This is a genomic window from Acetobacter sp. DmW_043, from assembly GCF_002153485.1.
Classification (GTDB): Bacteria; Pseudomonadota; Alphaproteobacteria; order Acetobacterales; family Acetobacteraceae; genus Acetobacter; species Acetobacter thailandicus.
The window spans coordinates 1-24,178 of sequence record NZ_JOMN01000036.1 but is presented as its reverse complement, the minus strand read 5'-3'; the positions used below and the strand labels follow the sequence as shown (position 1 = coordinate 24,178).

Here is a 24,178-nt window from a genome sequence, read left to right as displayed (position 1 = left end):
TGATCAGCGCATTATATTATGCGGGGAAACAGGAGATAATGTGCCCGAACCACTCGTATCGGGCAGGTTAGTTTTTCTGACATATATCAGTAAAATTATAATGAAAGAAAGTCAGGGTAGGGTGGGCTCTCTCCTTTGTGTCAGCAGGATGAGCATTTAATTAAAATGGCCCTGTGACTGGGAGATATTCCGGTTTGCCTGATTTTATACTTTTAAGAAACGTAATGTGAGTGTTCAGGCAGTCAGGTTTGTGCATGAGGTAGGCAAGGTATTTATCTTACCTGATGTCTTCATGCTTTATTGAATATGTGAGAGCGCTTATCAGTAAAATTCAAAAAAGAGGACGTTTTTATTCAAAATGTCCTCTTTTAAGTAATTAATAAGAGAGGGCCGTATTCGCGTCATTTATTCTTTCAAAGACGGGCTTTTTCGCGTCGTGAAATGCCTCGAGAGAGAATTTTTTGTAACCGATATCACTGTAACCCCGAATAAGCATGATACCATCGCTCAGGTCTGTGAGAGAGGTCCAGACAGTATATTCTGACAGTGTTTTACCTGTTTTTATGGTTGATTCGCCGCCAAGTGTATCGGTTGTGATGTTTTTCATCCGGTCAAAGCGGTTCATAATGTGTGCCAGAACATTGAATGAATCGCCGGTGGATTTAGCAACCGGTGCGTACGTTGTATAATACACACCACGAATAAAACGCCCGACTGATGTGTCAGAGGAAGGAAGTGCTTCTGCTGCAATGCCACTGTCAGGCTGAACCAGTTTCAGGGTGCCCAGCACGGCCTCTGACCGGTCCTTGTTTGTAAGTTGCGTGTAGTTATTCAGGTTTTGCAGATGCCACGGAAAGTCAGGACCATTGGTCATAACTTTTGTCGGGTTATCATAGACGTGAAATGTGCCGTTAAGGGCCTCAACAACGATACTGCCGCCCTTTTTGTCGTAAAAAGCAAAGTGGAATGGTGATTTCACGCCGCCAAGACGTGTCAGCACGGGGGACCAGAAATGCCCTTTTTTTACGGCTTCTCTGACTTCTTCAACAGTGGCAAAATTTGCCAGTGCCCACTCCCCAATTGAGGTAACAGGAACAGATGTTTTATATTCATCTTTGGTCAGGGGTGTCAGGTTGGCTTCGGGTACCATGTTGGCACTGAACGAAAGGCCGGCTCCGTTCACACCTTCAAGCATATTATGGTCATCACCATCCTGATAGACTTCGGTTGTGACGGACAATACAGGGTATAATGCCTGGTAACTTGCCGCATTGCTGCCATCAGGTGCTTTTTTCTGAAAGGCTGTACCTTTAGGGTAGTAGGTCAGCCATGAAGGCAGATCTTCAGACAGTTCAAGTGTGCGGCCGTGAAAGACGTGCCCGCTGCCATCTGTAATTGCCAGACTGGAACATGCCTTCCCGGGTAATGGCATGAGCAGTAGTGATGGGAGAAGCAGGTTCAATAAGGGTTTTACTTTCACGCATTCTCTCCGGAAATGTCAGGATCAGGGTATTATGTCCTGAAGCAGGGTTGTATAACACTAGACCGAATTGCTTATTATAAGCTAACAAATAATTTCAGGAGAGAGAACTCTGCTTATCATCCTTGTTCGGTTTTTAATGACAAAAAAAATGGTCATGATATGAATTCTTGTCTGAAACAGAGAACAAGACACGGAGAGCCATAGGGTAAAGGCTTACGTGAGTATAAGGAAAAAATGATGTTTTCTCGTTTTCTCGTGCAATCTGGTGCAGTCTGCGCAGGTATTATGCTGCTAAGCGCCTGTGCCAGTCAGCCTCTTAAAATTGCTCATAAAGAAGATCATCTGGCAGCGGCAGGCTTTGCCTTTCACCCGGCTAATACAGTTAAGCGTCAGAAAATGCTCGATAAACTGCCAGCGCACCGCTTTATCAGGCGTATGCATGATGGTAAGGTTTTCTATGTTTACGCTGATCCGACGATTTGTGACTGCCTGTATGTCGGTGACCAGAAAGCATATGACGCTTATGAGCAGTATCGTCAGCAGCAGGCTCTGGTTAATCAGCAGCAGGATACTGCAGTTGAGTATCAGGATGGCTCGTGGAACTGGGGAGACTGGCAGGCTGGTCCGGCCTGGAATAACTGGAATCCCTCATGGAATCCTGCATGGGGTAACTGGGACCCCGGTATAGGGCCGTTTGGTTTCCAGGATTAATTAGTTTAGTCTTTTCAGTTGTTCAGAGTGTGGGTACCCGTTTTCCACAAGGGTGCCCACATATTCATCCCCGAAATCTGTGGATAAATGCAAAAGACAGGATATGTATTTCTTTAGCTTCTGTATCGTAAGAGTGCCCCGTCAGGTGGGAACGGAAGTGCCTGACTGGTTGTGAAAATCTTCTCGTTTTGATTGATGTGCAGCAATTTGCTAATTCCTGTGGTTACCTGGGAAGGATGGTATAAAGTCGCATGATTTTTCTGGCGCTGAAGAGTGTCCTGTTGCTTTTTCATGTGAAGCGCGCAGGTAACCTCCGACTTTTTTCCGGGGAACAGAGCGTATCAGAGCTTATGTTGGGTTTTTACTTTAAATTTTGTTTTTCTGACGGAGTAAATATTTTTTATTTGGATTAAAGGAACAATATTTTAAAGTATAATAATTCTATATTTCTTATTATATTGAAAATTACATAAGAGAGAAAAGAACGATTATTATAAAATATTAATTATTAAAAATCAGTTTTTAAGATGTACACGTAGCATGTCTCTTTGCGCTGGATGCTGCTAGCTGATACAACCAGAAATATAAGAGCGTGATATTATGGATGCGGAATAATGTGATGCCATCGATTCAGAGTGACCCTTTTCATATTAAGAATACAATTTCTTCTTTTCATGCCGCACGTAAAACAGACCTTATGAAGGCTGGTCACACAAAACTTATTCCACCCGCTGAGGCTTACCCCTCTCAGAATATGGATGATTTTCGGTGTGGCCTGAGTTTTTACGGTGCGCGCCTTGTTGGTGATTCAGAATATATCAGCATCAGGCAGACAGTATTACGGCTGCTCACTGTTGAGAACGGGCGTTTTGTTATAGGTCATGGTCTGGATGGAATGATTATTGATAATCAGGACCGGGTGATGTCAGAGCCATCCTGCTTTTGTAATCATGGTCTTTATAATGTTTCAAAACGCCTTCCTGATTTGCCTTATCATGAACTGAATGACGATGTGTTTCTGAGCTTTGATGGCGCAGCACGCAATTATTATCACTGGCTTTTATATGCTGTTTCAAAAATGCAGATAGCAAAAAGAATTTTGCCGGATTTTGTAAAATTTATTATTCCTGATGCTATAAAAAGTTTTGCTACGCGTAACCCGGCATTTTCACAGGAAGTTTTTAACAGCTCTCTGGCCGTTGCTGGTCTTAGTGATAGGGTGACGCCGCTTGAAGATGGCATTTATAGAGCACGACGTATTCACTACCTCTGGCACTCACCTACAATGCCAGAGCTTTATTTGAATATGGAAGCTCCGCATCGCTTGTTTGATCTTTTCGATGTGCCCCATAACCCCGAATTGCCAGAGCGCTTTTATGTCGGTCGTGCTATGGACGGAAGCGGGCGTATTACACCAGATGAGCAGGCTTTGATTGACCCGATCCTTGAACAGGAAGGGTATACAAAAGTGTTTCTGGAGGGAATGGACTTCAGGACTCAGGTTGCTCTTTTCCGGCAGGCCACAAGCATTATAGCTCCTCATGGTGCAGGGCTTGCTAATCTGGTTTTTTCCAGAAAAGGTACAAAACTTCTGGAATTAAATCGCAGACTGGATAACCAGAATCATTTGAGAAACTGCTTTTATCTTATCGCAGCTAATCGTGGTATTCACTATAAATTTTATAATATGGGTGGCAGTCCGATAACAGCTGAGAGGTTTTTGTCAGCGTTGCATGCATGACCACAGAATATTAAAAAACTGTGGTCTGGTTATGGAAGTTTATTTTAGTCTGTGACAGGCCTGGTTTCTACGAGAATTATTTCTGCATCTTCAGTTGCAGTAACGGTGATGGTATCAGTTTGTGAGATCGCTGCGCCGTCCCCTTCGTTAGCAGTCTTGCCGTCGATAACGACTGAGCCTTTTGCGACAACCAGATATCCTAAGTTTTTATCAGGAAAATTATAGTCTAGGCTTTCATTTTTCTTAAGTGATGCCCCCATAACACGAGCCTGTGCATTCAGGGGAAGAGCTTCTTTATCCTCCTGATATCCAGAGGCAAGAGCAACAAATTTTCCGGCCCGTTCTCCTTTGGGGAAGGTACGTGTACCCCATGAGGGCGCATGCCCTGAACGGTCAGGAATAATCCAGATCTGAAACAGGCGGGTGGTGATATCTTCCAGGTTATGTTCACTATGAAAAATACCAGTGCCAGCTGACATAACCTGTACATCTCCGGCTTCAGTGCGGCCTTTGTTCCCCAGGCTGTCCTCGTGAGTAATAGCGCCTTCCCGAATGTAAGTAATGATCTCCATATTTTTGTGCGGATGCTTACCAAAACCTGTGCCGGGCGCAATCGCATCATCATTCCACACACGTATGGCACCCCAGTGCATACGTGCAGAATCATAGTAGTCAGCGAATGAAAAATGATGTCTGGCATCAAGCCAGCCGTGGTTAGCGTGGCCAAGCTGGTTATGGGGGCGAATATCGATCATGTAAGCCTCTTATTTAAAAAGATCTGAGAGCTGTTGTCTGAAAATATACCTCCAGGGTGATGGGTGCGTATATGGAAATTATGGAAAAGGATTGTTTCTGATTTTTGCCAAGCAGGTATTTTTGTCTTAGGCTGGCTTTATTGTTTGTGGTGCAGGGGAGAGAAGATGCGTCTGCCAGATTTTGAAGCCTGGGCTGTGTTTGCAAAAGTGGCAGAATTTGGTTCTTTTGCCCGTGCTGCTGAAGAAATTCAGCTTTCTAAACCTACAGTTTCCAAAGCGGTGAGTCGTCTTGAGCGTTCGCTGGGGATATCGCTGTTTAATCGTAATTCGCGGCATATGTCACTGACAGAAACAGGGCGTAGCCTGCTGGGGTATGCCAGTCGTATCGTGGCAGAGGCCGAAGCGGCAGAGGTGCAGGCGCGTGGCGATATGCAGCGCCCTTCAGGGCGTCTTCGTCTTGCAGCACCTACAACATTTGGAGTGCGCCATCTCGCACCGGTGCTGCCTGGTTTTCTGGAGCAGTATCCAGCTATTAACCTGTCAGTCGATTTTAGTGATGCTGTTGTTGATCTGGTAGCAGATGGATATGATGCGGCTTTGCGTATTGCCTCGCTGGCAGATTCATCATTGAGAGCCCGGCGGTTATGTGATGTCAGGCTTTTGCTTGTTGCGGCGCCATCATGGCTTGAAAAGAGTGAGCGGCCAGAGCACCCGCGCGACCTCGAAACCCGTAAGAGCTTTGTTTATACAAATAATGCTGCGCCAGGTATGGTGCGTTTACGAGAAAGTAAATCAGGAAAAGAGTATGTTCTGGCTCAGAAATCGAGTTTCAGCGCAGATAACTCTGAGGCTTTTTTACCTTCTCTTGAGGCAGGCCTGGGATACGGGCTGTTTCCTGAATTTATGGTGTGGGAGGGCCTGCGCACCGGCCGCATTGAACGTTTGCTGCCTGGGTGGGAAGGGCCTGTGATTACGTTATATCTTGTAACACCAGCCAGTACCGTGAGGCCAGCCCGGCTAACAGCGTTGCTTGATTATCTCGTGAAGGCGTTTGAACATCCGCCATGGGCAAAGGAGGAGAGGCAGGCCGAGACTTGCCTCTGAAGACGATAAGACCGTTTTCTCAGCGGTCGTGAGCCGTAACGTCAACATCAACGTTGACTTCAAGCGCTACCCACTGAGGTGACTGCCATGGCCCTAAACCAACATTAAAGGTCGTGCGGGCCAGTTGAAGACTGCCTCTTGCATGCAGGCCGCTTGTGCCTGCGATATCGATAGAAAGAGGCAGAGTCACAGGTTTGCTGACACCTTTAATGGTGAGGGTGCCTTCGGCATTATAGTGATTGCCACTCTGGTGTTTGAAGGTGGTTACGTCAAACACAGCATCAGGAAAGGCTTTTACGTCAAACCAGTCATGGCCAGGCAAAGCTTCGTCACGTTGTTTGTCTCCGGTAACAGCGCTGGCCATTTCTATGATAATTTTGGCATGTCCTGCTTCAGGCTGTGCGGGGTCAAAAGAGATCGTGCCATGATAGCGGGTGAAATGGCCATGAAAAGTTTTGCCGGTTTGTGTGCCGGAAAAGCCTACAACACCGCTGCCATCCTGAAGTATCCAGTCTGCGGCCATAGCCGGAGCAGAGAACAGTGTTGCTCCTGCTATGAACGCGGGGAGAAGAGTGCGCAGAGACGTCATGATGTGTGATCCTTCCGGCGTGATAGAGGCACTGATTTCTTCAGTGAGGGAAGCATTTGTGCAAGAACTGAATCGTGTAAAATAAAACGGTGCCGGAGTGCGGCTGCAACGTGTGCTGTGATCAGAGCCAGAAGCCCCCAGGCAAGCCAATGATGCACTGTTTTTAGCGCGTCCTCAACCGGTGCTTTATTTTCAAGTGTTGGCAGAACAGGCAGGTCAGGCCAGGGCACAACACTAAAGAGTACTGTTGGTATGGCAAACACTGATACTGAAACCATTGCCCAGCCACTGAGTGGCAGGATGATCTGCAATACATAGAGAGCCAGATGCGCCAGATGCGCCAATTTTTTCTCTGTCACCGGCATCGTGTCAGGCAGGGGAGGAGCACGGTGTAACAGGCGCCAGCCAATACGTATGATAACGAGCAGAAGAACTGTAATGCCGATAGATTTATGAAGCTGATAAAGCTGGAACACACGCATGGGGTCGAGATGAAGGTGATCCATGATCAGCCCCATTGCGATCAGGACCAGTATCCCGAAGGCGATCATCCAGTGCAGGATGATCGCAACCGTTGAGTAGCGTGTGCTCCCGGCGTTTAAGTGTGCAGGGAGCGTCATGGCTGTTAGTCCTGTTTTTCGAATGCGCCGGCAATATGCAGGCGTACTTCGTCAGAAACGTAAGGAACATACATTTTTACGCCAAAGTCGCTGCGTTTAATGGTGGCTGTTGCTTCAAACCCTGTTGTGTATTTTTTGTCGAGTGCGTTAACGCCAGCACCAATGAAATGTACTTTCAGGGTTTCTGGTTTTGTTACACCATGCAGGGTCAGGTTGCCGGTTACAGTGGCGTCGTTATGACCATTCGTATGCACAGATGTTGAGACAAATGTGGCATCAGGGAATTTTGCAGCATCAAACCACTGGTCGCTTTTCAGTTCTTCATCAAGTTTTGTGCTGGTTGTCTGCACAGAGCTGACAGGAATGGTTACTGACAATGTCGATTCTGCCGGTTTTTTGGCATCGAGGTGCAGAGTGCCTGAAACGTTTGAGAAAACACCCTGATAGTTAGTGAAGCCAAAATGCAGCACAGAGAAGCCAACCTGTGTGTGGCCAGGCTCAACAGCATAGGTGCCGGACTGAACCTGAGAGGCATTGGTTACAACCTGAGCAGAAGCAGGGGCAGCGGTAAGGCCCAGTGCAAGTGCAGCAGCGGGGAGAGAAAGCAGAGAGAGTTTCATGAGGAAATTACTCCGTAAAACAGAAAGTGGCAGGACAAAAAACGCGATGTTCTGGCGGAACAGTGAGTGTGAGGTCTGTTCCTTCTGTGCCTTTTTTACGGGGTATTGATAATGTAATAAATAACAATAATAGAAAACTAATGTTTCTGTTTTTTACATAATGGTGGTTTACGGGCAGGTTCGGTAAGGGGGTGTGTCAGAGTGTTGTTTCCTGGCCGCACCTGAAGGTATTCTTTTGATAATACGTGTAAAAAATGAATTTTTATACATTACATATTTTACATGTTATCTGTGTAAGCTTAAGACAGCTGTTCTGTCGCCAGGTAAAAGCGCGATGAAAATAATCTGAAATAATCCGGAGCAGTCGCCTGATGGCTCAGAGAGAAGACTATACGCCACATGCTTTATTGCAACCTGTCACGGAAGAACTTCCACAGGGTACAGACCCGCGCCTCGATATTTCACCATCGTCGCCTTATTTTCAGCTGCGTGATGCACGGTCAGATGCCCGAGCGGCAGAAAGACGAGGAGAGTATGATCCGGCTGAAAGTGCTGCGGCTTTGCAGCACTGGGTAGCTGTACGTAATTTCTCTGCGAAAATTCTCCGGTCGGTAGGGAAAGATATTGAAGTCTCTTCCTGGTTGATTGAGGCGCTGATTCGTCTTGATGGCCTGAACGGACTGGCTGACGGCATAGATGTTGCACTTGGGTTATTTACTGATTACTGGCCTGACTTCTTCCCTGGGAACGATGAGGATGGACCTGAGGCGCGTTTTGCAGCACTAACCGGGCTGAATGGTGTGAGTTCAGATGGGAGTCTGATGCAGGCTTTACGAAAAACTCCTTTGTTTGCTCGCGCAGATGGAACCCCTTTTTTATTATGGCAGTATGAACAGTCAGAAGAGGTGCAGGGTATAGGTGACACGGCACGACGCAAACAGCGTCTTGCTTCAGGTATTCTGCCTTTTTCTGAGGTTGAAGATGAAGCTGCCCGTTTAGGGCAAACCACTTTGTCGGAGGTTTATCATGATAGCAGACGGGCTTTAAAAAGCTGGAAAATGCTTGATAAACTGATGACTGAACGTCTTGGTCACGATTCACCGCCTACCAGTCGGATTATGGCTCTTCTGACAAAAGCTGAGAAAATAGCAGCTCGTTATATTACGCTTCCTGTTGTGCAGGAGGCTATATTAACTGAGCAGGAGCTGAAACAGGAAGAGAGTATTGCAATAACAACAGGAAGAGAGACTTCTTCAGAGTGTCTTTCTGAGGCGCAGTGTATGACAAATCCTAAAGAGCCAACGCGTGATGATATGCTTAATCATCTTATTTATGTAGCTCAGTATTTTGAAAAAAATGAGCCTCAGTCACCAATTTCAGGAACATTATATGAAGCGGTAAGGCGTGCACGACTATCATGGCGTGAGCTTCTGGTTGACCTGATTGAAGACGGGAGCACACGCGCTGCTATTCTGTCTAAACTTGGTATTACACCGGCAGCTTCCGATGAAAAATAATATAATAATTTTTAAATATCGTTATTTGAAGGCCATTTTTCTTCATCTTCAATGCTGACAACGATAGCTGTAACATTGTCGCGTGCATGGTTTTGCAGAGCAGTTTTTACCAGAAGATCTGCAGAGTTCACTCCTGTTTCAAGGCATTTAAGAATGTTGCTGTCATTAACCGATTTTGTCAGGCCATCAGAACATAATAAAAACCTGTCGTAAGGCAGAAGCGGGCCTGTGCATTTATCAATCATAAGTGGCTGTGACCCCGCACCAATGGCTTTGATAATGACATTTGCCTGGGGGTGTAATTCCATTTCCTCAACACGCAGAAGGCCTGCATCAACTAAAGCCTGTGTGTGGGAGTGATCTTTTGTTAATTGAATTAACTCACCATCCCGCATCATATAAATACGGGAATCTCCCAGCCAGAGACAGGCAAAATACTCTTCCGTTAAAATTAGAACAACGATAGTCGAAGCCATACCTTTCTGGCTGTCACGTCGCAGTGCTTCCATTTTCAGCTGTTCATGTGCCATTGTCAGGCGGTGTCGAATACGCTGTAAAAGTTCGCTGGGCCGGAGATCAGCAGGGAGTGACGCCAGGCTGTCAATGACCCGTTGTGCCGCCCACTGTCCGTCATCATGCCCGCCTGCACCATCTGCGACGGCAAAAATCTGCAGATCAGGACGGCATAGATAGGCATCCTGATTTTCAGCTCTGACAACACCCTGATGTGTTGATGCGGAGTATCGTATTGTTTCAGTCATGCCCAGAACAACTTTGCAAAAAGTTCCTGCTCGGGGAGCTCCTGATATGTCAGAGTCTGGGCAGGGATAGTGTTATTACCTTCTGTCATCCACAGACCCTGTTCCGTCATACAGGATGTTTCCTCGGGAGCAGGAATATTCTGTAGCTGAAGAAAAAGTTCATCAGGTTCTATAGTATGCATCAGAGCATCACGGCAGGCATGTTCCATCTCATGCCAGAAAGAGCCGGTGTTGATAGCCGCAGAAATACCTTCCACTCCGGCAAAAAATGGGAAATAGCGACCGGCTTTGTCAATACTGGGCATTATCAGACCACTTACGGGCTGCTCAGATAAATACCCGGCAGGAAGAGATAAACGCCATAGCGGCGCGATAACCCAGCCTTTTATCCACTCATCCTGAGTAATAACAGTGTGAGTATAGGCCAGGTTGCGGGCTACCCAGTTATCCCAGCATGAGACCAGTGTTTCTGAAAGCCCTCGCCGGATAAAGTCTCCTCTGGCGGGGAGTTTGCCACAAAATCCGGCCTGTTCAGGCATAGGTGGGTATTCCTCAAGGTTCTGCATGAACTATTGCAGTATCGGACAGTGAAAATGTGAGAAAAGGGTATGATCAAAAACCTGTTCAGGTGTTGATGTTTCCAGATCATAGGTAACGCTTCGGTCTCCTGAGCGGAAGGTTATGTCGAGATGATCAGGTTTGCCTGTCGGGGTTATTACTCCGCTGTCGAGGAGATGGAAGAATGCCCAGCTGCCCTGCTGGCGGCGAGGAAAGGCGGCCTCTGGCACAAAGTCGAGTGCAATATTGGAGATATTATCACCAGGCCATGTCATTGATGCACCAAGCGCCTGTCCAAGAGTGCCGTTGACGCCGGCTTTCCATACGACATTGAGTGAACCAAATCTGAAATTTACTATTTTTGACAGCGGGTCAGCTGCCAGAGGCGTGATGTGCAGATGTATTGCAGGTACTGCCATGTTACCAGGGAAGAGAAGGGAGCGAATTCGGGCTGCCTGCTGAAACTGAGCGAGTGCCGCAGCCGAAACCGGAGGTGGAGTGTTGCCAAGGCTGTGAGCCCGCCAGACAGGCCCTTTTGTATCGACATAGGCAGCAAGCTGTGTTGTGAAATACGTGTCCAGCACACCTCCGGGGGTAAACAGACGAATAAACTGATCAAGAGGTGCATCCTGCTCGGCATTCGGGTCAAACGGGTAGTGATTTTTTACGACTGCCATACATAACTGAGCAGGCCCCTGCGCGCTGCTATAGGCAGCGGCTGCTGTGCGTTTTGCATCACCTGCCATTGTGCTGTCACCTGCCGTTGCGATCTGGTTAAGCCAGCGGGAAACAGGCTGTGGCTGCCGCAGAGATTCTGCCTGAATAGATTGTACAGGGTTTTGTGTTGACTGTAGCAGCTGCGCAGGATTATCGGCATTAGGTAATTGGGCAATGGCTCCCTCGAACTGGTTCAGGATTTGCATCACTCCATTAATTGGAGGAGCCTGGCCAGTACGTCCGGTAAAGATCACCAGAGGAGCAAAGTGCAGATCAATCTCTGTGCCAGGCACAGGGGCTGCAGGGTTACTTCCTTTTGATCTGTTGAAAAATGCTCCAAGACGGCTTTTTTCGGGGTCAGTTTTTTGTTTATCTTCACCACGCTGTTCATTTTGTGCATCTGTAGCCGGTGTAAGTTCATGAGTGATCGCGACCAGGAAGTCACGCATGGGTGATTGTGGTGATGACAGAACATATAACCTCTGTACCAGGTCTGAGTGACCTGAAAAGGGTACAAGGGCCAGGTCGTTCAGCATATCATCCCAGTGGCGAATGTAGTCGGCAGTATACAGGTCAAGAACGCCGTTTTCCAGGCTCGCAGGTGTTGTGCCATTGAGACTATGGTCACTGCTGCCCAGTACCCAGCTTTCGCTTGCGACATCCTGCGCGGCAGAAGGCAGAGCCGGCAGAAGAATCTGCCTGAAACCAGCACTGGTGTAAAAACCGGGGATTGTGTCTGTCATGGGACGACCCGACAGGCGCGTAAATTGCTTTTGCCCGTGGCCCAGTGCGGTCTCAGGTGACCAGTCGGGAACCGACATGGCACTGGCTCTGATGCGGCCATAGACCCGTTCAGCCGGGCTGACACGACTAAAGGCAGCACGAGCCTGTTTTACCATGCCCCCGTTAACCTGAAGGCTTGGGAGAGGCGTTTCAAGCAGAGCATTGAGATGCTCCATCAGCTGGTCACGCTGTATTTTTGCACTTGGGCCAGGAAAACGACTTTCCCAGTCGAGCAGCATCCAGTCTCTGATCATTTCAGGTTCAAGTGAACCCTGGTTGCTGAGCATAAGGTAAATACGGGTTGCTTCGTAAAGAAAGGCTGGCTGGCTGAAATGTTCCTGAATCTGATTTTCCAGGCGCCACATCAGACGAGGCAGTAGAAGCCGCTGGAGCGCCGCCTGATAAATCAGGTGGTTCGTCATGCCGATGTCAGCATCTTCGTTAAAGGCCATTCCTGGCCAGACACGATGACGGGATGCCAGTGTACGGGCATCAGGCAGGGCGCGGGCGGCATTGAGAGCCGGAAGGACGGCTGGCAGGTTATCGTCTGCCACAGGGTCAAGGTGCAGGTTCTCCAGCTTGCTGCGATAAATGTTAATTGCGTCTTCGTTGTGGGCAATAATCTGTCGGTTTTCAATATTACGTTGCCACAAAAAGATGCAGGATAAGACAGTAACAAGCGCTACAGCAGCAAAACCTGAGCGACGCAGAATCAGGCGGCGGCGTTGCCGTGTGGGAGAAGACGAGACGAGACGTGCTTCACCAAGAATCACCTCGCTGAGCAGACGTTCGACAAAATAGGCGCGTTTTGTATCTGAACGGAGGGCCGGCATACGACGCTGGTCGATGCCAAAGCTGCGGGCCAGCATGCTGCTTAGCCGGTCAACCGGTGTGCCTTCCTGTGCACTGGAGGTAAAATAAATGCCACGAATAAAAGGGGCCGGGTCGAGACGTGTGCTGCCAAAAGCAGCATTCAGAAATTCGTTGAGTGCATCATTGAGTGTTTCCATCTGTAATGGAAAAGAAGCAATAATGGCACGCCTTGCAGGAATACGTTCCTGCTGAAGCCGTTCAAACAGGCGGTCATTCAGGCGGTTTGTCAGGAGATGAAATTCGTTCGTAAAGTCTTCGATACCATGCTGAAGCTGAAATGTCATGCCCCAGACCTGACGGCGATAGTCGCGGTCGAGATCATCAAAAAATTCTGTAAAACCAGCAATGCGGTCTGCTTTGGTGAAAATAGCATAAACCGGGATACGTACGCCAAGGCGCTCGGTCAGTTCACGGATACGGTCACGAATCATGCGGGCATGAAACAGCCGTTCGCTTTGTGAGACTGTGACCACATCGGCCAGCGAGATCATTACAATGACCCCGTTAAGCGGCTGTCGTGAGCGGGTGCGCTTTAGCAGGCCCAGGAAGTTCAGCCAGCCTGAACGGTCAACTGTTTCGTTGGAATCCTGTGTGGTAAAGCGACCGGCAGTATCGATCAGTACAGCTTCATCGGCAAACCACCAGTCACACAGGCGCGTGCCGCCAATACCAGCTACTGCGCCAGGTGCCAGGCCACCGATACCATCGGGCTGTGCCAGTGGAAAGCGCAGGCCCGATTGAGTGAGCAGGGTTGTTTTGCCGCTGCCGGGAGGACCGATCAGAACAAACCAGGGCTGCTCGTAAAGATAGCCGCGTCCTTTGCGTGTTTTTTTCAGAATCTGGAGTGATTTTTGAAGTCGTTCACGCAGGTTGCGGGCTTCTTCCTGGGCCTCTGCCTGTGCTGCCATCGCGTCATCAGAGTTATCACCTTCTGTGGCGCCTGCCATCAGGGTTTTATCTTTGTGTCTGGCGCGCCATGACAGCAGGCTGTTTACTCCCGCCCATATGATGAGAACGATAATAACACAGATAATGCGGGCTGCAGGTGTACGCAGGCCAGGGACAAGCTCTCCCAGGAACCAGATGAGAGCACCAGCCATTGCTGCTCCCATAAAGCTCATACTCCAGCGTCCGGCTATGGCTGAGAGGAAAGGAGGGATATTACCGTCTGAAATAAGGCTCACGGCTGCTTGTCCTGGTCTGGCGTCTGGCGATGCAGAACAATTTCGATGCGGCGGTTCATTTGCTGCCCCTGAGGCGTATCATTGGAAGCGATGGGGTTAGAGGCACCGGCACCCTGAATATGGAGTGGCATACCAGTGCCTCCTGTTTCACGAATGAAGGTAGCAGCGGTTTCTGCCCTGGCGCGTGAAAGCTCAAGGTTGGACGGGAAACGAATGGTGTGAATAGGCCGGCTGTCTGTATAGCCGATAATCTCAGCCCAGCCTTTTTCTGTGGCGAGGGCCAGACCAATACGGTGCAGGAGTGGTAGCGTATTACGGTCAAGCTGTTCATTACCAGACAGAAACATGCCTTTACCCATTATGCGTATAACAGGAACGGCGTCTGTGCCTTCAATAGAGACCAGTTTTTGCTGCACTTCAGGGGCTAGGAAAGTTTCCAGGCGTTCGCGTTCCCCGTGAACGGGTTCAGGAGGAGGAGGCAGGTCTTCAACCGGTGCAACGCGGGCAATCTGAGGCTGCTGCCCTGGCGGGATGGAGAGGGCTGAGGCAAACAGGTTTGATGAAAGGCGTGCCGCTCCCAGTGTGACCCACACATAAATAAAACTAATCAGGGTCAGGCCGGCCACGGCAGCAAGCCATACCGGCACGCCAAATCGTTGCGGGCGGTAGGGTGCGCTGACTCCCTGCCAGTGCGGTGAAAGTTCGCGCTCTACCGCTGGCCTGTTGCGCATAATGAGAATGAATATTTCTTCGCGTATACGATCCAGATCAGCCGGGCCGCGGGGGGAGAGGCGATAACGCCCCTGCATACCGAGGCAGATGCAGAGATACATCAGCTCCAGCACACCAAGCATACGACCAGGGCTGCGCGAAATACGTACCAGCACGTCAAAAAAACGTTCACCCGACTGCACTTCCTGGTGGAAGGTGGAGACGAGGGAGGCTGCGCTCCATATCCCCTGACTACCCCAGGGGGTAGAATGCACTACGTCATCCATGCTTGCGCAGAGCGCATAATGTGCGGGGCGGATTTCATCCATTGGCACATTATTATCACGCAGAACCTGTTCAAACTGTTTCAGGGCAGCAATTGCATTTTGTCTTAGTTGCGTGGGGTCAGGGGCAGTGTAGGTGTTATGAATACGGCTCAGAAAACTCAGGCACCCGGCAGCAGCGGCAACAATGATGGATTGTGATGAATGCTGAATATCTTCAAAACGCAGCGCATTTGCCGATTGTACATTTATCTGCTGCTGTGCGGGACTGAGAGGTTGCTCCGGCTCAGTTTTTTCGGGCTGGGGAGGGCGCCCTCCAGGTAAAGGGCGGATAATGGTCTGCTCGTTATCATCGGGCTCAAGAAAAGGGTTGCCGGTCATGAACGAATTGCCCAGAGTTCAATTTTCAGACCGGGAAAGTCACCGGAAACATGAAGAGCAATACCCCCTGAACTGTTAAGGCTCTGCCAGGAGGGAGAGTTGCGATCAAGCTCAAAATAGGTTGCGCCCGCATAAAATGGCATTTGTCGCGGAGCAACAGGAAGCGGTCGTAAGCCGATGCCTGGCATAGCAACGTTAACAAGCTCACGGATATGCTCAACAGCACCAATTTTAACAGTATGAGGAAAAAGGCGGCGAAGTTCTTCTGTTGGCATCTCTGCTGTAATAGCAAGGATAAAACTGGCTTTAGCCAGAAGCGAGCGGTCATGAATAGTGCCCGTGCGAATGCCATGACGACGCAGATTGAGCTCGATCATTACGGCAGTCTGTTCATACACAGCAGAAAGTGAACGGCGTATATCAGCAACAACAGGTGCGAAACTCGCCTGGATATCTTTGTGGCGATAGGGTTGGTATTGTGAAGGACGTTTGTCCGGAGCTGTAAATGTTGAGAGCTCTCCGGCAACACAGATCAGAAAACGATAAAAATCTTCGGGATGAACAGTGCCTGTTTCAGCAAAATGTGACATCAGATTTTGCCAGCCATTGATTGACTGAAGCAGGAGAAAGTCTGCAACTTCAGCACTCCCTTTGCCGCCAGGTGATGTCAGACGGGCCGCAATAGCATTGCCGCGCTGGTTGAGCATGCCAGTCAGCTCGATAGCCAGGGCAGAGAGCTGTGTCGTTGCATAACAGGTCAGAGACGGAGGGATCCATCCCTGGTCAAGCACGACCTGCTGGCTGGGCAGAACTTCGCGTACGCGTGCGACAGGCAGGCACAGATACCCTTCGTGATCACTGTTTTCTGTCAGAAGTATTGTGCTCAGACGCCCGATATCAATTTCACTTGGCTGGGAGGAGCCTGATTGTGTGTCAAATGCTTCGAAGGTTGATACAGCATAACGCCCGTCTTTTCGGCCGTCGGCAATCATCTCCATTGCGCCCGCCTGACGAACAGGCAGAGCGAGATAAATCAGCGCATCGCGTGTTGTATCTGGTATCTCAAGCGGTGGGGGCAGATCAGCTTCTCCGGGCATGCTGAAAGGGGTGCCATCATCAAATACTCCGGAGGCATATGTCAGGGCGAAGCGTCCGGATGTCAGGAGGTCCTGGCTGATTTGCAGGTGTACAAAACCCCATCCATCGGGTCTGACAAAGCGTAATGTCTGGCGTATCTGTTCTTCTGTCCAGCGGTCCTGTTGCTGGAAATGTTGTGCACGGAGGAACATGCCCTCCTCCCAGGCGACACGGTTGTTCCAGCTCACTGTGCGTCTCCATCGGCAGAAGGAATATTTTTTTCAGCTTTATGGGTGGTATTTTTTAGTGATTTTTCTGCACTGGTCAGTGCTTTTTCATAAGAACGTGCAAAATCTTTGCCAAAACTACTGTCAAAATCGTCTTTCAGGGCAGAAGTCAGATTTTTATGTGTATCTGCATAGAATGCAAAAGCGCGTCCGGCTTTATTGGCCGGAAGGAAGTCGAAAAAGCGGTCTCCGGCATCTTCCGTAAAACGTGCAGGTTCCATACGGGTCAGCATATGTAATACGGCGCTTTGCATTGCATTAATCACCGCAAATTCATGTAAGCTCATATCATTAAGAGATTCGGTAATGGCCTGCGACGGTGGCATACCGCTCCTGCGACCTATACCAATCATGGCCATGAGGGCATCGTCATCATCTGATGAGAATTTCAGAGGATTATTGCCAGCTGCCTGAATCATGGTTTGCTCAATGCGAAACTCTCCTTTGATGGTTGCTCTTGCAATCATGATCTGACGCAGACCATGAATCATTGCCCGAAAACTTTTGCCAAGTTCGTTCATGATCTCAGGGGTCAGATCAGAGAGATCAATAATCTTTTCCATCCCGGCTCCCTGTAAAAAAGCCTTCAGAGAAAATGCATTGTAATCAGATATACGGTCATCACATTGCTCTGAATCAGGAGTGGCAGAGTCAGTAAATATACCCGCTTGTATGTTTTCCTCAGCATGAGGTGAAACTTCTTCGTGGATAAATGTATCTGACACAGATGATGCCCTGTATTCTGCCTGGATATCTTCATAGGCAGGGGCCTGTTCATATTCTGTTACAGAACTGGCAGAAACAGAGGTTTGTGTATCTGGATAATAAAAAATATCCTGATCAGAAGGGGATGTTTGTTCAGCCTCAGAGGGTGTCAGATCATGTTCATCAGAGAGATAGTTTTTTATGACATCGCTATCAGAAAAATCATCTTTTTTACTAATAACTTTATCATCTACAGGATCTTCATCCCAGTTGTCACTGATAATTTCATTTACAACATTGGGTGGTTTATATGCTTCGTGTATCGGGCTGTTTTCTCGCTCAGATGGTGTTGTATCAATATATGGAATTTCGTTAATAGAGATACTATCCTTTGATATCAGGAGATTTTCATTTGGTGGAAAAGCAGAGAAATCATCGGTAAGATTTGCTAGTGAGCTACTGAACTCGTTTCCTGTAAAAGAGTTATTATGAGTATTTTCTGATAATGAAGGATAATTTTCATTCTTTATAGTGATATTGTCTGGCCCACTTATTATGGCTTTAATTTTATATGATGCAAATTCAATAATATCTCCATCCTGCAGGCCATGTTTTTTCTTTTTTAATGGCATAGTATCCTGGTTAACAAACGTTCCGTTTGTGCTGGTGTCACTCAGGCACCATCCTTCACCATGGCGTTCAATAACGCAGTGTTTTTTTGATAAAACACGGTTTGTATCTGCAAGGCACCAGTTACAGCCAGGATCCCGGCCGATTATAAATTTTTCATCTTTTATAATCTGGTCTTTTGAAGATATTCCTTCTGGTGCAGAAATAACTTTGAGTGTTAGTGCGGTCATGGAGAATGCTCTGTTTTTCAGATTAGCCATTTAGATGAATAGTCGAGCCGAGGAAGGTAATTGTGTTGCCGGCTGTGCCCGTTATTTTGTCGCTGTTAAGGGTAATACCATCCTGCGTCAGCCGAAGTGTTGACGCACCAACCTTAAGTGTAATTTCAGTTTCGGCCTGGATGGTTACCGCTCCGGTTTCAGAGGTAACTGTCATCGATCCTTTTTTTGTTGTCAGGCTGACATCTTTTTCAATATTTGTCGTGCTATAGCCATCGATATCAGTTTTGCGATCATTCAGAACGTAGGTTTGCAAATCACGCTGGGATCGCAGGTATATTTTTTCCTGACCTTTATTATCATCGATAGAGAGTTCGGAAAATTCTGATGAACTTCCATGCACAGAGCGACTTCGGAAACCACTTTTTGTCTGCTCGCTGGGTACAGCAAAAACAGGCTGCATTGACTGGTTATATAAACCACCGATAACAACGGGTTCATCCGGATCACCGTTCATAAAAGCAACGGCGACTTCAGTGCCAACGCGGGGTAAATGCTGCCAGCCCCAGCTATCGCCAGCCCAGGGTTGAATGACACGCACCCAGGTTGCAAAGCCTGATGATGTTTCTTTGCGGTGATCAAATATAATCCGTACTTTGATACGTCCCAGAGAGTCTGCGTGAATTTGCTGCCCCTTAGGGCCAATGACGACGCCTGAGAAAATACCTGTCATGGCAGGACGTGCGTTGTTTGCAGGCTCGCGCCAGGGAGTGGCCTGAAGAAAACAGGAAAAACTGCAATCGTAATGTGCCCCTGAAGACTGACCCGCCCAGGTATTATCACTGGCCAGATGTGAGACAGACTGCAAAGCATATTCTGTCATTTCATTACCAGTCAGAGGGTCGCTTTCGATCTGAAAACGTCGGCCGGGCATAAACTCAGGATCGTACCCGTGCCCGCGGCAAAGGGATGAGGAAGCCTCAGCATGCTCTATATGGCTTCTGGCCCGGCGATCTGCGGTTTTCTGATCTTTTGTCAGGGCTGGCCAGCGTGCTACTTTGCGGGTTGCAGCGCCTGCTGTTGTTGAAAGTGTGACCTCCTGCGCATGAATAGGTACCGCGGGGCGGGAGGGGTCGTAGTCGGTCAGAGTGACCTGACCGTGCGCTGTGGCTGAACCCCCGCCCCACTGGTCGATGATATCGACATTATTACCTTTGGGTACAACCCGGTGCAGCGGCCTGGAAACAGGAAGAAATGATTCGTTACGGTCGGTAATAATAAGCTTATGTTCGCTTTTACTATGCTCAAAAAAGTAAAACCAGCCTTCTTCCTGCAATAAACGGTGCATAAAGCCGAGTGTAGTTTCATTAAACTGTGTGGTGTACTCACGTACAGGTTTATCGCCATAAATTTTGAATTCAAAAGGCTGAATCCCATGCTCAGACAGCAAAGTGGTCAAAATCTGGTCAACAGACTGGTTTTGAAAAATACGACAATCCTCAGACTGCGAGAGAAACCATAATCTTGGTACAATCTCCAGCTGGTATGTCCAGCGTCCGCGCTCAGTTTTTCCGACCGGTGTCATACGCTGCACAACGCCGTTAAAATGACGATCTGCAGAGGGAGAGCGTTTAATGGTCACACAAAAAGGATTGTAAAGCAGCAGATCAGGAGACAGCTGCCCTGCTGTTGTGACAATGGTCAGAGAAACATGAAAAGGCTGGCTTATGCTTTCATGTGCATTGAGGGCAATGGCATGTAATGAGCCTGACTGATTAGGCAAAAAATCTTCACCCAGAGGTGAGCTGGTTTCCATAAGGGGTGAGAGCGGATCAGCTCCCGATATGCTGTCCAGTACACTTCGCACCCCCTGAACAGCATCACGTGCCTGCGAGGCTTTGTTTGCAGTGCCTGATATCGATGTAGGGGTTGTTGAAGACATAGAGCATTATCCCTTTCAGGTACGTGTAGTCGCAGCAAGAAGATTACGGAAACGCTCCTGATCTCCCTGATGTTTGATATAAGTCTCACACAGCGCGACAAATGACGGATAATTTTTAGCCCGGAGAGAGGCTCTGCGCAGGACCGGTGTAGCAACAGGTCCAAGCACATCAGACAGTGCGGCACTGACCTGGATAATATCTTCATCTGTAAGGGGCGGATCTTCTTCCTGCTGAATGTAAGGAGGTTCCTCATAAGATAATTCTTCAGGATGCTGATCATTCTGGTGTTCAGGTATGATCTCAGTCTGAGGAAGAGGTGCCTCTTCAGCGGTATTTTGTAATTCAACTATATTTTCAGTGGGCGTTTCGTTTTCTTCTGAGTGAATAGCCTGTTCATTTATAGGTTGTGCCGGCAAAAACAGAGCGAGAAGATCTTTTTTGCGGCGTTTGTTTTTGAGTACTAATGCCAGGATTTCTTCTTTTGTTTCTGCCTGTTCACAGGCCTTCCTTAATGACTGACGACTTGCCGGGCCATAAAGGTTCAGCAAATGCGCCTCCAGGGCATTCAGCCATTCAGTTTCTGCTACAGGATGTGATAACGGAGGCAGGTTATCTTCCGCGGCTATTATAACAGTTGCATCTCCGTCATAATCATCATCGTTATCATCCGGAACGAGAGATGCATCATTTTCAGATATTTCTTTATGGTAAGATGTATTTTCAGCTGTATCATCAGAAATATTTTGCTCTGGTGCAGAGTGAAACTGCTGTTGAGGCAGAGGCAGTGGAGAGCTTAGGTCAAACTGTGGTGTCGCGCGCCTGAGAACATCAGAAAACTCACGGGCAGATGAAAACCTGTCATTGGGATCTTTTGCCAGAATGCGACTAAGTGCTGTTGCGATTCCTGCCGGGAGGTCAGATCTCAGATCACATAATGGTTCTGGTTCAGTGTTAAGGATCAGGAGTGAGGTGTCGCTATATTCACGGCCTTCAAAGGCTTTTTTGCCACTGAGCATTTCATAAAGGACACTGCCGAAAGAGAACAGATCACTTCGTGAATCGACAGGGCGGCCTGCACATTGCTCGGGAGACATATAGTTAGGTGTGCCGATGAGTAGCGGTGTGGTCTCAGCCTCAGAGAGCAGAGCACTGTGAGATACACCAAAGTCAGTAATTTTCAGGCGCCCCTGATAGGTCAGGATAATGTTAGCAGGTTTGACATCGCGGTGAACGATGCCCTGCATATGTGCGTATTCAAGTGCAGCCAGTACCTGCAAAGCAATAGGGATTACTTCGTCCAGGGGGAGCTTTGTTCCTTTTGGCAGAGCTTTATTGAGCCCCAGTCCGTCAACATATTGTAATACGAGATAAGGTTCTTCGTCAGATCCACCCATATCATAAAGGGAGACAATATTGGGGTGGTCACACAAACCGCCAAGACGTGCTTCATTGAGAAAGCGAGCAAGATAGTCAGCACGTTCCTGACCTTCCAGCAGGTTATCGCGGACCATTTTAATTGCGACATGACGGTGTACAAGAGGGTCCCATGCTTTATAGACCACACCCATTGCACCCTGCCCAAGCAAAGCTTCAATGCAATATCGTCCGGCATTTGTTGGAAGATCAGGTGTCATCATTATTCGTCCAGCATGCTGAAGGCACTCTCAAGGCTGCGCCGCAGGCGCGTAAAGGCGCTGGCGAGAGGTGCAAGTTCATTATGATCATTAATGGCCAGCTCTGGTGCGGTCATATCACCGCGGCTTACCCGACCGGTAATGGCTGACATTTCATGTAGCGGCCGCAGAAAGGCGATTTCAATAATGATATTGATTACGGCAAGAATGATCAGGAATAAGGCACTCAGGCACAGAATAATTTTCCAGATTTTGCCCGTAGCTTCAGCCTGAAGTGCGCCAACAGGAATACTGATAATGCTGGCGCCGACAGTCTCCCCTGGTTTCCAGCCAAAGCCGTTCTGGCTGCCGTAGGTATCAATCATTGTTCCAGGAGCAACGGCCGGATCAGAATGGCAGGTGAGACATCCTGAGTTTGTCACACGAATGGGAGTTGCGAGTAAAAGAGTCGGTTTTCCAGTTGAGTCAGTAGAGTTCGAAAGCAGCATAGCTGGTGCAGAAGGGCTACGCAGCCGCTCGATAAGGTTTCTTTCAACCGGGGTTGGGGCATCAGCCGGGTTTGTCGGGTTGAGTGCAGTGGCCCTGATGTTCAGGCCAGCGTGATCCTGTCTGAGAAGTGCACCAAGATGTGAGACAGCATAAAAAGGTACACTCTGAGGGGGGAAGTCAATGCTGGTGCTCTGAAGGAGCTGAGGTGTAATTTCTTTTTCGTTATACTGTTCGGTAATCTGACTTACCTGATTGAGGAGCTGTGCCTGACTTATCGCAGCATCATAGGCTGTCTGACTCAGGGTGCTACGCAGCAGAGGTACGAGAACGGCCAGTGTTATCAGAAAGCCTGTTACGAGAGTCAGGTTGAGTTTTAATCTGAGTGTCATCTTAATGTACCGCACTGAAAAGAGCTGCAGCCTGATAATCTGTCAGGTTTCCTGTCTGAGGCGCATGCATGGATTTTTGAAATTTTTTGATCGCATTAATAGTTTCTGGTGTTTTTATCCCATTGATAACACCACTGTAGTACCCTCTTGCCAGCAGGTTTACCTGTAGTTGCCTGACAGCCTTTTCCCGCGCTTTTACAACCTGTGTATTTTCTTTTTTAACCGGAGGAGGCGAGGGAGGTGTTACGGCTGTAGGTTGCTGAGACGTATTATTATTTACTGCGGCAGAAGGAGAGGGAGAAACTTCTTTAACTGTGGAGGTATCGGTAGCAGTTACAGAAGAATGGGTGGGGGCTGGGTCCTGGCTATCAGGTACTGACGGGAGGGGTGCCTGTAAGGGGGGTACTGGCGATGCTGCAGGGGGAGAAGGGATTGTAGTATCTGGTGCAGGATTTGATTTCTGATTTAATCCGTTATCATGCGTCAGATTAGCCAGATTATTCCACTGCCAGCCTGGTTGCATGGCGGAAGTCAGCTCATCTATGACCGGGTCTGCTGCCGGGGATTGCACAATCGTTGCTGTAAGAGATGGTGAGGTATCAGTGCGGCTTTTAAGCAGGGCGACAGCGCGTGAAAGTTCCTGACTTTGTCCGGGGACAGGGTGTAGTTCGAGAAAAACGAAACCGTTTTGCTTATCCGCTGCGCGAATGAGTGAGTCAGCGACAACAGCATTGCGCAGAAGATCACTTTTTTGTTCGTCACGGGAAAGGAAAATACGGTCGTTTTGTACCCATGCCATGCCGCAATAGGCAATGACAGGTCGTTTATTATCAACGTGTCTTGCAAACCCGGATAAACTAACGCGCAGTTCAACACTTGATGGGTTCAGGACCTCAAATACATTGTAATTCTGAGATTTTAGCTGACCCGAGAGGCGATGGGCTGTTTCTGAACATGAAGGCAGCATTGTGCTACTGCCTTCTGTGTGTCCGTTTCCAATAATCAGGAAAGTTGGTGGTGGGATTATGGATTGAGCCTGCGCACCGGGTTGACCTGATGCTACCGATGCCAGCATAATAGCTGCAATGCTTCTCCGGCAAATACTGAGGTACGTCGGCAAGGCTGGTTCTCTCCATTCAGTCCGGACACGCTGACCTGTGCAGTGATATGCCTGCATGCCTTTTAAAAACGGACTATTATAAATGCAATTTCATATTATGAATTATAGTTTATACTTTGTTGCTGTTATGTCAGCAATGATAATTTAACAAAAAAATAAATTGTTATATAAAAATAAAAAATATTAATTATATGTTTTTATATGTATAATTAATCAAAGAAAAAGAATTAAAAATAATTTATGATTTATTTTATAGGTAATTATTTTATTATTATAAATAAAATAATTTTTTAA

General features: G+C 48.1%; 19 protein-coding genes. 4 read left to right on the top strand and 15 right to left on the bottom strand.

Features of this window, described 5'->3' with window-relative positions:
- Nucleotides 1–376 precede the first annotated feature (376 nt).
- Nucleotides 377–1,480 carry a linear amide C-N hydrolase gene (locus HK11_RS09825; protein ID WP_198943254.1) on the bottom strand — a complete coding sequence of 368 codons (1,104 nt, stop codon included), beginning with the start codon at nt 1,478–1,480 and terminating at the stop codon, nt 377–379.
- 237 nt (nt 1,481–1,717) lie between these two features.
- On the opposite strand from HK11_RS09825, the gene HK11_RS09820 reads away from it, so the two are divergent.
- Both HK11_RS09820 and HK11_RS09815 read left to right on the top strand, forming a co-directional pair.
- The gene (locus HK11_RS09820) at nt 1,718–2,194 is read left to right on the top strand and encodes a hypothetical protein (protein WP_233127538.1); all 477 of its coding nucleotides are present in this window, start codon (nt 1,718–1,720) and stop codon (nt 2,192–2,194) included.
- Between the two features lie 619 nt (nt 2,195–2,813).
- Nucleotides 2,814–3,935 carry a DUF563 domain-containing protein gene (locus tag HK11_RS09815; protein ID WP_158092817.1) on the top strand — a complete coding sequence of 374 codons (1,122 nt, stop codon included), beginning with the start codon at nt 2,814–2,816 and terminating at the stop codon, nt 3,933–3,935.
- Between the two features lie 44 nt (nt 3,936–3,979).
- Here the strand turns inward: HK11_RS09815 and HK11_RS09810 are convergent, their stop codons facing one another.
- On the bottom strand, nt 3,980–4,690 hold the full coding sequence (locus HK11_RS09810; RefSeq protein ID WP_086555172.1) for a pirin family protein: 711 nt from the start codon (nt 4,688–4,690) through the stop codon (nt 3,980–3,982).
- 165 nt (nt 4,691–4,855) lie between these two features.
- On the opposite strand from HK11_RS09810, the gene HK11_RS09805 reads away from it, so the two are divergent.
- The gene (locus tag HK11_RS09805; RefSeq protein ID WP_086555171.1) at nt 4,856–5,794 is read left to right on the top strand and encodes a LysR family transcriptional regulator; all 939 of its coding nucleotides are present in this window, start codon (nt 4,856–4,858) and stop codon (nt 5,792–5,794) included.
- Between the two features lie 19 nt (nt 5,795–5,813).
- Here HK11_RS09805 and HK11_RS09800 read toward each other — a convergent pair whose 3' ends face one another.
- Genes HK11_RS09800 through HK11_RS09790 form a run of 3 tightly spaced genes read right to left on the bottom strand, consistent with a single transcriptional unit; the run spans nt 5,814 to nt 7,623 of the window.
- Nucleotides 5,814–6,383 (bottom strand): YceI family protein, encoded by a 570-nt coding sequence (locus HK11_RS09800; RefSeq protein WP_086555170.1) that lies wholly within the window; start codon nt 6,381–6,383, stop codon nt 5,814–5,816.
- Nucleotides 6,380–7,003 (bottom strand): cytochrome b, encoded by a 624-nt coding sequence (locus tag HK11_RS09795; protein ID WP_086555169.1) that lies wholly within the window; start codon nt 7,001–7,003, stop codon nt 6,380–6,382. Before HK11_RS09795 ends, HK11_RS09800 begins: the two co-directional genes overlap by 4 nt.
- A gap of 5 nt (nt 7,004–7,008) precedes the next feature.
- A complete protein-coding gene (locus HK11_RS09790; RefSeq protein ID WP_086555168.1) occupies nt 7,009–7,623 on the bottom strand; it encodes a YceI family protein in 615 nt (204 codons plus the stop codon).
- Nucleotides 7,624–7,994: 371 nt separating this feature from the next.
- Here HK11_RS09790 and tssA point away from each other — a divergent pair, with 371 nt between their 5' ends.
- Nucleotides 7,995–9,140 (top strand): type VI secretion system protein TssA, encoded by a 1,146-nt coding sequence (gene tssA, locus HK11_RS09785; RefSeq protein WP_086555167.1) that lies wholly within the window; start codon nt 7,995–7,997, stop codon nt 9,138–9,140.
- 11 nt (nt 9,141–9,151) lie between these two features.
- Here the strand turns inward: tssA and HK11_RS09780 are convergent, their stop codons facing one another.
- Genes HK11_RS09780 through HK11_RS09735 form a run of 10 tightly spaced genes read right to left on the bottom strand, consistent with a single transcriptional unit; the run spans nt 9,152 to nt 23,731 of the window.
- On the bottom strand, nt 9,152–9,901 hold the full coding sequence (locus HK11_RS09780) for a PP2C family serine/threonine-protein phosphatase (protein ID WP_086555166.1): 750 nt from the start codon (nt 9,899–9,901) through the stop codon (nt 9,152–9,154).
- Nucleotides 9,898–10,440 carry a type VI secretion system-associated protein TagF gene (gene tagF, locus HK11_RS09775; protein ID WP_158092816.1) on the bottom strand — a complete coding sequence of 181 codons (543 nt, stop codon included), beginning with the start codon at nt 10,438–10,440 and terminating at the stop codon, nt 9,898–9,900. The genes HK11_RS09780 and tagF overlap by 4 nt, the downstream gene beginning before the upstream one ends.
- Before the next feature lie 30 nt (nt 10,441–10,470).
- Complete coding sequence (gene tssM / locus HK11_RS09770; RefSeq protein WP_086555164.1) at nt 10,471–14,016, bottom strand: type VI secretion system membrane subunit TssM; 3,546 nt, start codon at nt 14,014–14,016, stop codon at nt 10,471–10,473.
- Complete coding sequence (gene icmH, locus HK11_RS09765; RefSeq protein WP_086555163.1) at nt 14,013–15,392, bottom strand: type IVB secretion system protein IcmH/DotU; 1,380 nt, start codon at nt 15,390–15,392, stop codon at nt 14,013–14,015. Before icmH ends, tssM begins: the two co-directional genes overlap by 4 nt.
- The gene (gene tssK, locus HK11_RS09760) at nt 15,389–16,717 is read right to left on the bottom strand and encodes a type VI secretion system baseplate subunit TssK (RefSeq protein WP_086555162.1); all 1,329 of its coding nucleotides are present in this window, start codon (nt 16,715–16,717) and stop codon (nt 15,389–15,391) included. The genes icmH and tssK overlap by 4 nt, the downstream gene beginning before the upstream one ends.
- Nucleotides 16,714–18,321: a type VI secretion system-associated FHA domain protein TagH gene (tagH, locus tag HK11_RS09755; RefSeq protein WP_158092815.1), complete on the bottom strand. Its 1,608-nt coding sequence runs from the start codon at nt 18,319–18,321 to the stop codon at nt 16,714–16,716. Before tagH ends, tssK begins: the two co-directional genes overlap by 4 nt.
- Nucleotides 18,322–18,343: 22 nt before the next feature.
- On the bottom strand, nt 18,344–20,251 hold the full coding sequence (locus HK11_RS09750) for a type VI secretion system Vgr family protein (RefSeq protein ID WP_086555160.1): 1,908 nt from the start codon (nt 20,249–20,251) through the stop codon (nt 18,344–18,346).
- Between the two features lie 15 nt (nt 20,252–20,266).
- Nucleotides 20,267–21,889 carry a serine/threonine-protein kinase gene (locus HK11_RS09745; protein ID WP_086555159.1) on the bottom strand — a complete coding sequence of 541 codons (1,623 nt, stop codon included), beginning with the start codon at nt 21,887–21,889 and terminating at the stop codon, nt 20,267–20,269.
- Entirely contained in the window at nt 21,889–22,764 is an 876-nt protein-coding gene (locus HK11_RS09740) for a DUF3365 domain-containing protein (protein ID WP_086555158.1), read from the bottom strand. Before HK11_RS09740 ends, HK11_RS09745 begins: the two co-directional genes overlap by 1 nt.
- 1 nt (nt 22,765) lies before the next feature.
- Complete coding sequence (locus tag HK11_RS09735; RefSeq protein ID WP_158092814.1) at nt 22,766–23,731, bottom strand: peptidoglycan-binding protein; 966 nt, start codon at nt 23,729–23,731, stop codon at nt 22,766–22,768.
- Between the last annotated feature and the right edge of the window lie 447 nt (nt 23,732–24,178).

Bases quoted from the DNA above. Each gene is read 5' to 3' on its own strand.
- tagH (WP_158092815.1), bottom strand. From the start codon at position 18,321: ATGACCGCACTAACACTCAAAGTTATTTCTGCACCAGAAGGAATATCT.
- icmH (WP_086555163.1), bottom strand. From the start codon at position 15,392: ATGACCGGCAACCCTTTTCTTGAGCCCGATGATAACGAGCAGACCATT.
- HK11_RS09810 (WP_086555172.1), bottom strand. From the start codon at position 4,690: ATGATCGATATTCGCCCCCATAACCAGCTTGGCCACGCTAACCACGGC.
- HK11_RS09740 (WP_086555158.1), bottom strand. From the start codon at position 22,764: ATGACACTCAGATTAAAACTCAACCTGACTCTCGTAACAGGCTTTCTG.
- HK11_RS09750 (WP_086555160.1), bottom strand. From the start codon at position 20,251: ATGTCTTCAACAACCCCTACATCGATATCAGGCACTGCAAACAAAGCC.
- HK11_RS09745 (WP_086555159.1), bottom strand. From the start codon at position 21,889: ATGATGACACCTGATCTTCCAACAAATGCCGGACGATATTGCATTGAA.
- HK11_RS09780 (WP_086555166.1), bottom strand. From the start codon at position 9,901: ATGACTGAAACAATACGATACTCCGCATCAACACATCAGGGTGTTGTC.
- HK11_RS09795 (WP_086555169.1), bottom strand. From the start codon at position 7,003: ATGACGCTCCCTGCACACTTAAACGCCGGGAGCACACGCTACTCAACG.
- HK11_RS09790 (WP_086555168.1), bottom strand. From the start codon at position 7,623: ATGAAACTCTCTCTGCTTTCTCTCCCCGCTGCTGCACTTGCACTGGGC.
- HK11_RS09805 (WP_086555171.1), top strand. From the start codon at position 4,856: ATGCGTCTGCCAGATTTTGAAGCCTGGGCTGTGTTTGCAAAAGTGGCA.
- tssA (WP_086555167.1), top strand. From the start codon at position 7,995: ATGGCTCAGAGAGAAGACTATACGCCACATGCTTTATTGCAACCTGTC.
- HK11_RS09820 (WP_233127538.1), top strand. From the start codon at position 1,718: ATGATGTTTTCTCGTTTTCTCGTGCAATCTGGTGCAGTCTGCGCAGGT.
- HK11_RS09800 (WP_086555170.1), bottom strand. From the start codon at position 6,383: ATGACGTCTCTGCGCACTCTTCTCCCCGCGTTCATAGCAGGAGCAACA.
- HK11_RS09815 (WP_158092817.1), top strand. From the start codon at position 2,814: ATGCCATCGATTCAGAGTGACCCTTTTCATATTAAGAATACAATTTCT.
- HK11_RS09735 (WP_158092814.1), bottom strand. From the start codon at position 23,731: ATGCTGCCTTCATGTTCAGAAACAGCCCATCGCCTCTCGGGTCAGCTA.
- tagF (WP_158092816.1), bottom strand. From the start codon at position 10,440: ATGCCTGAACAGGCCGGATTTTGTGGCAAACTCCCCGCCAGAGGAGAC.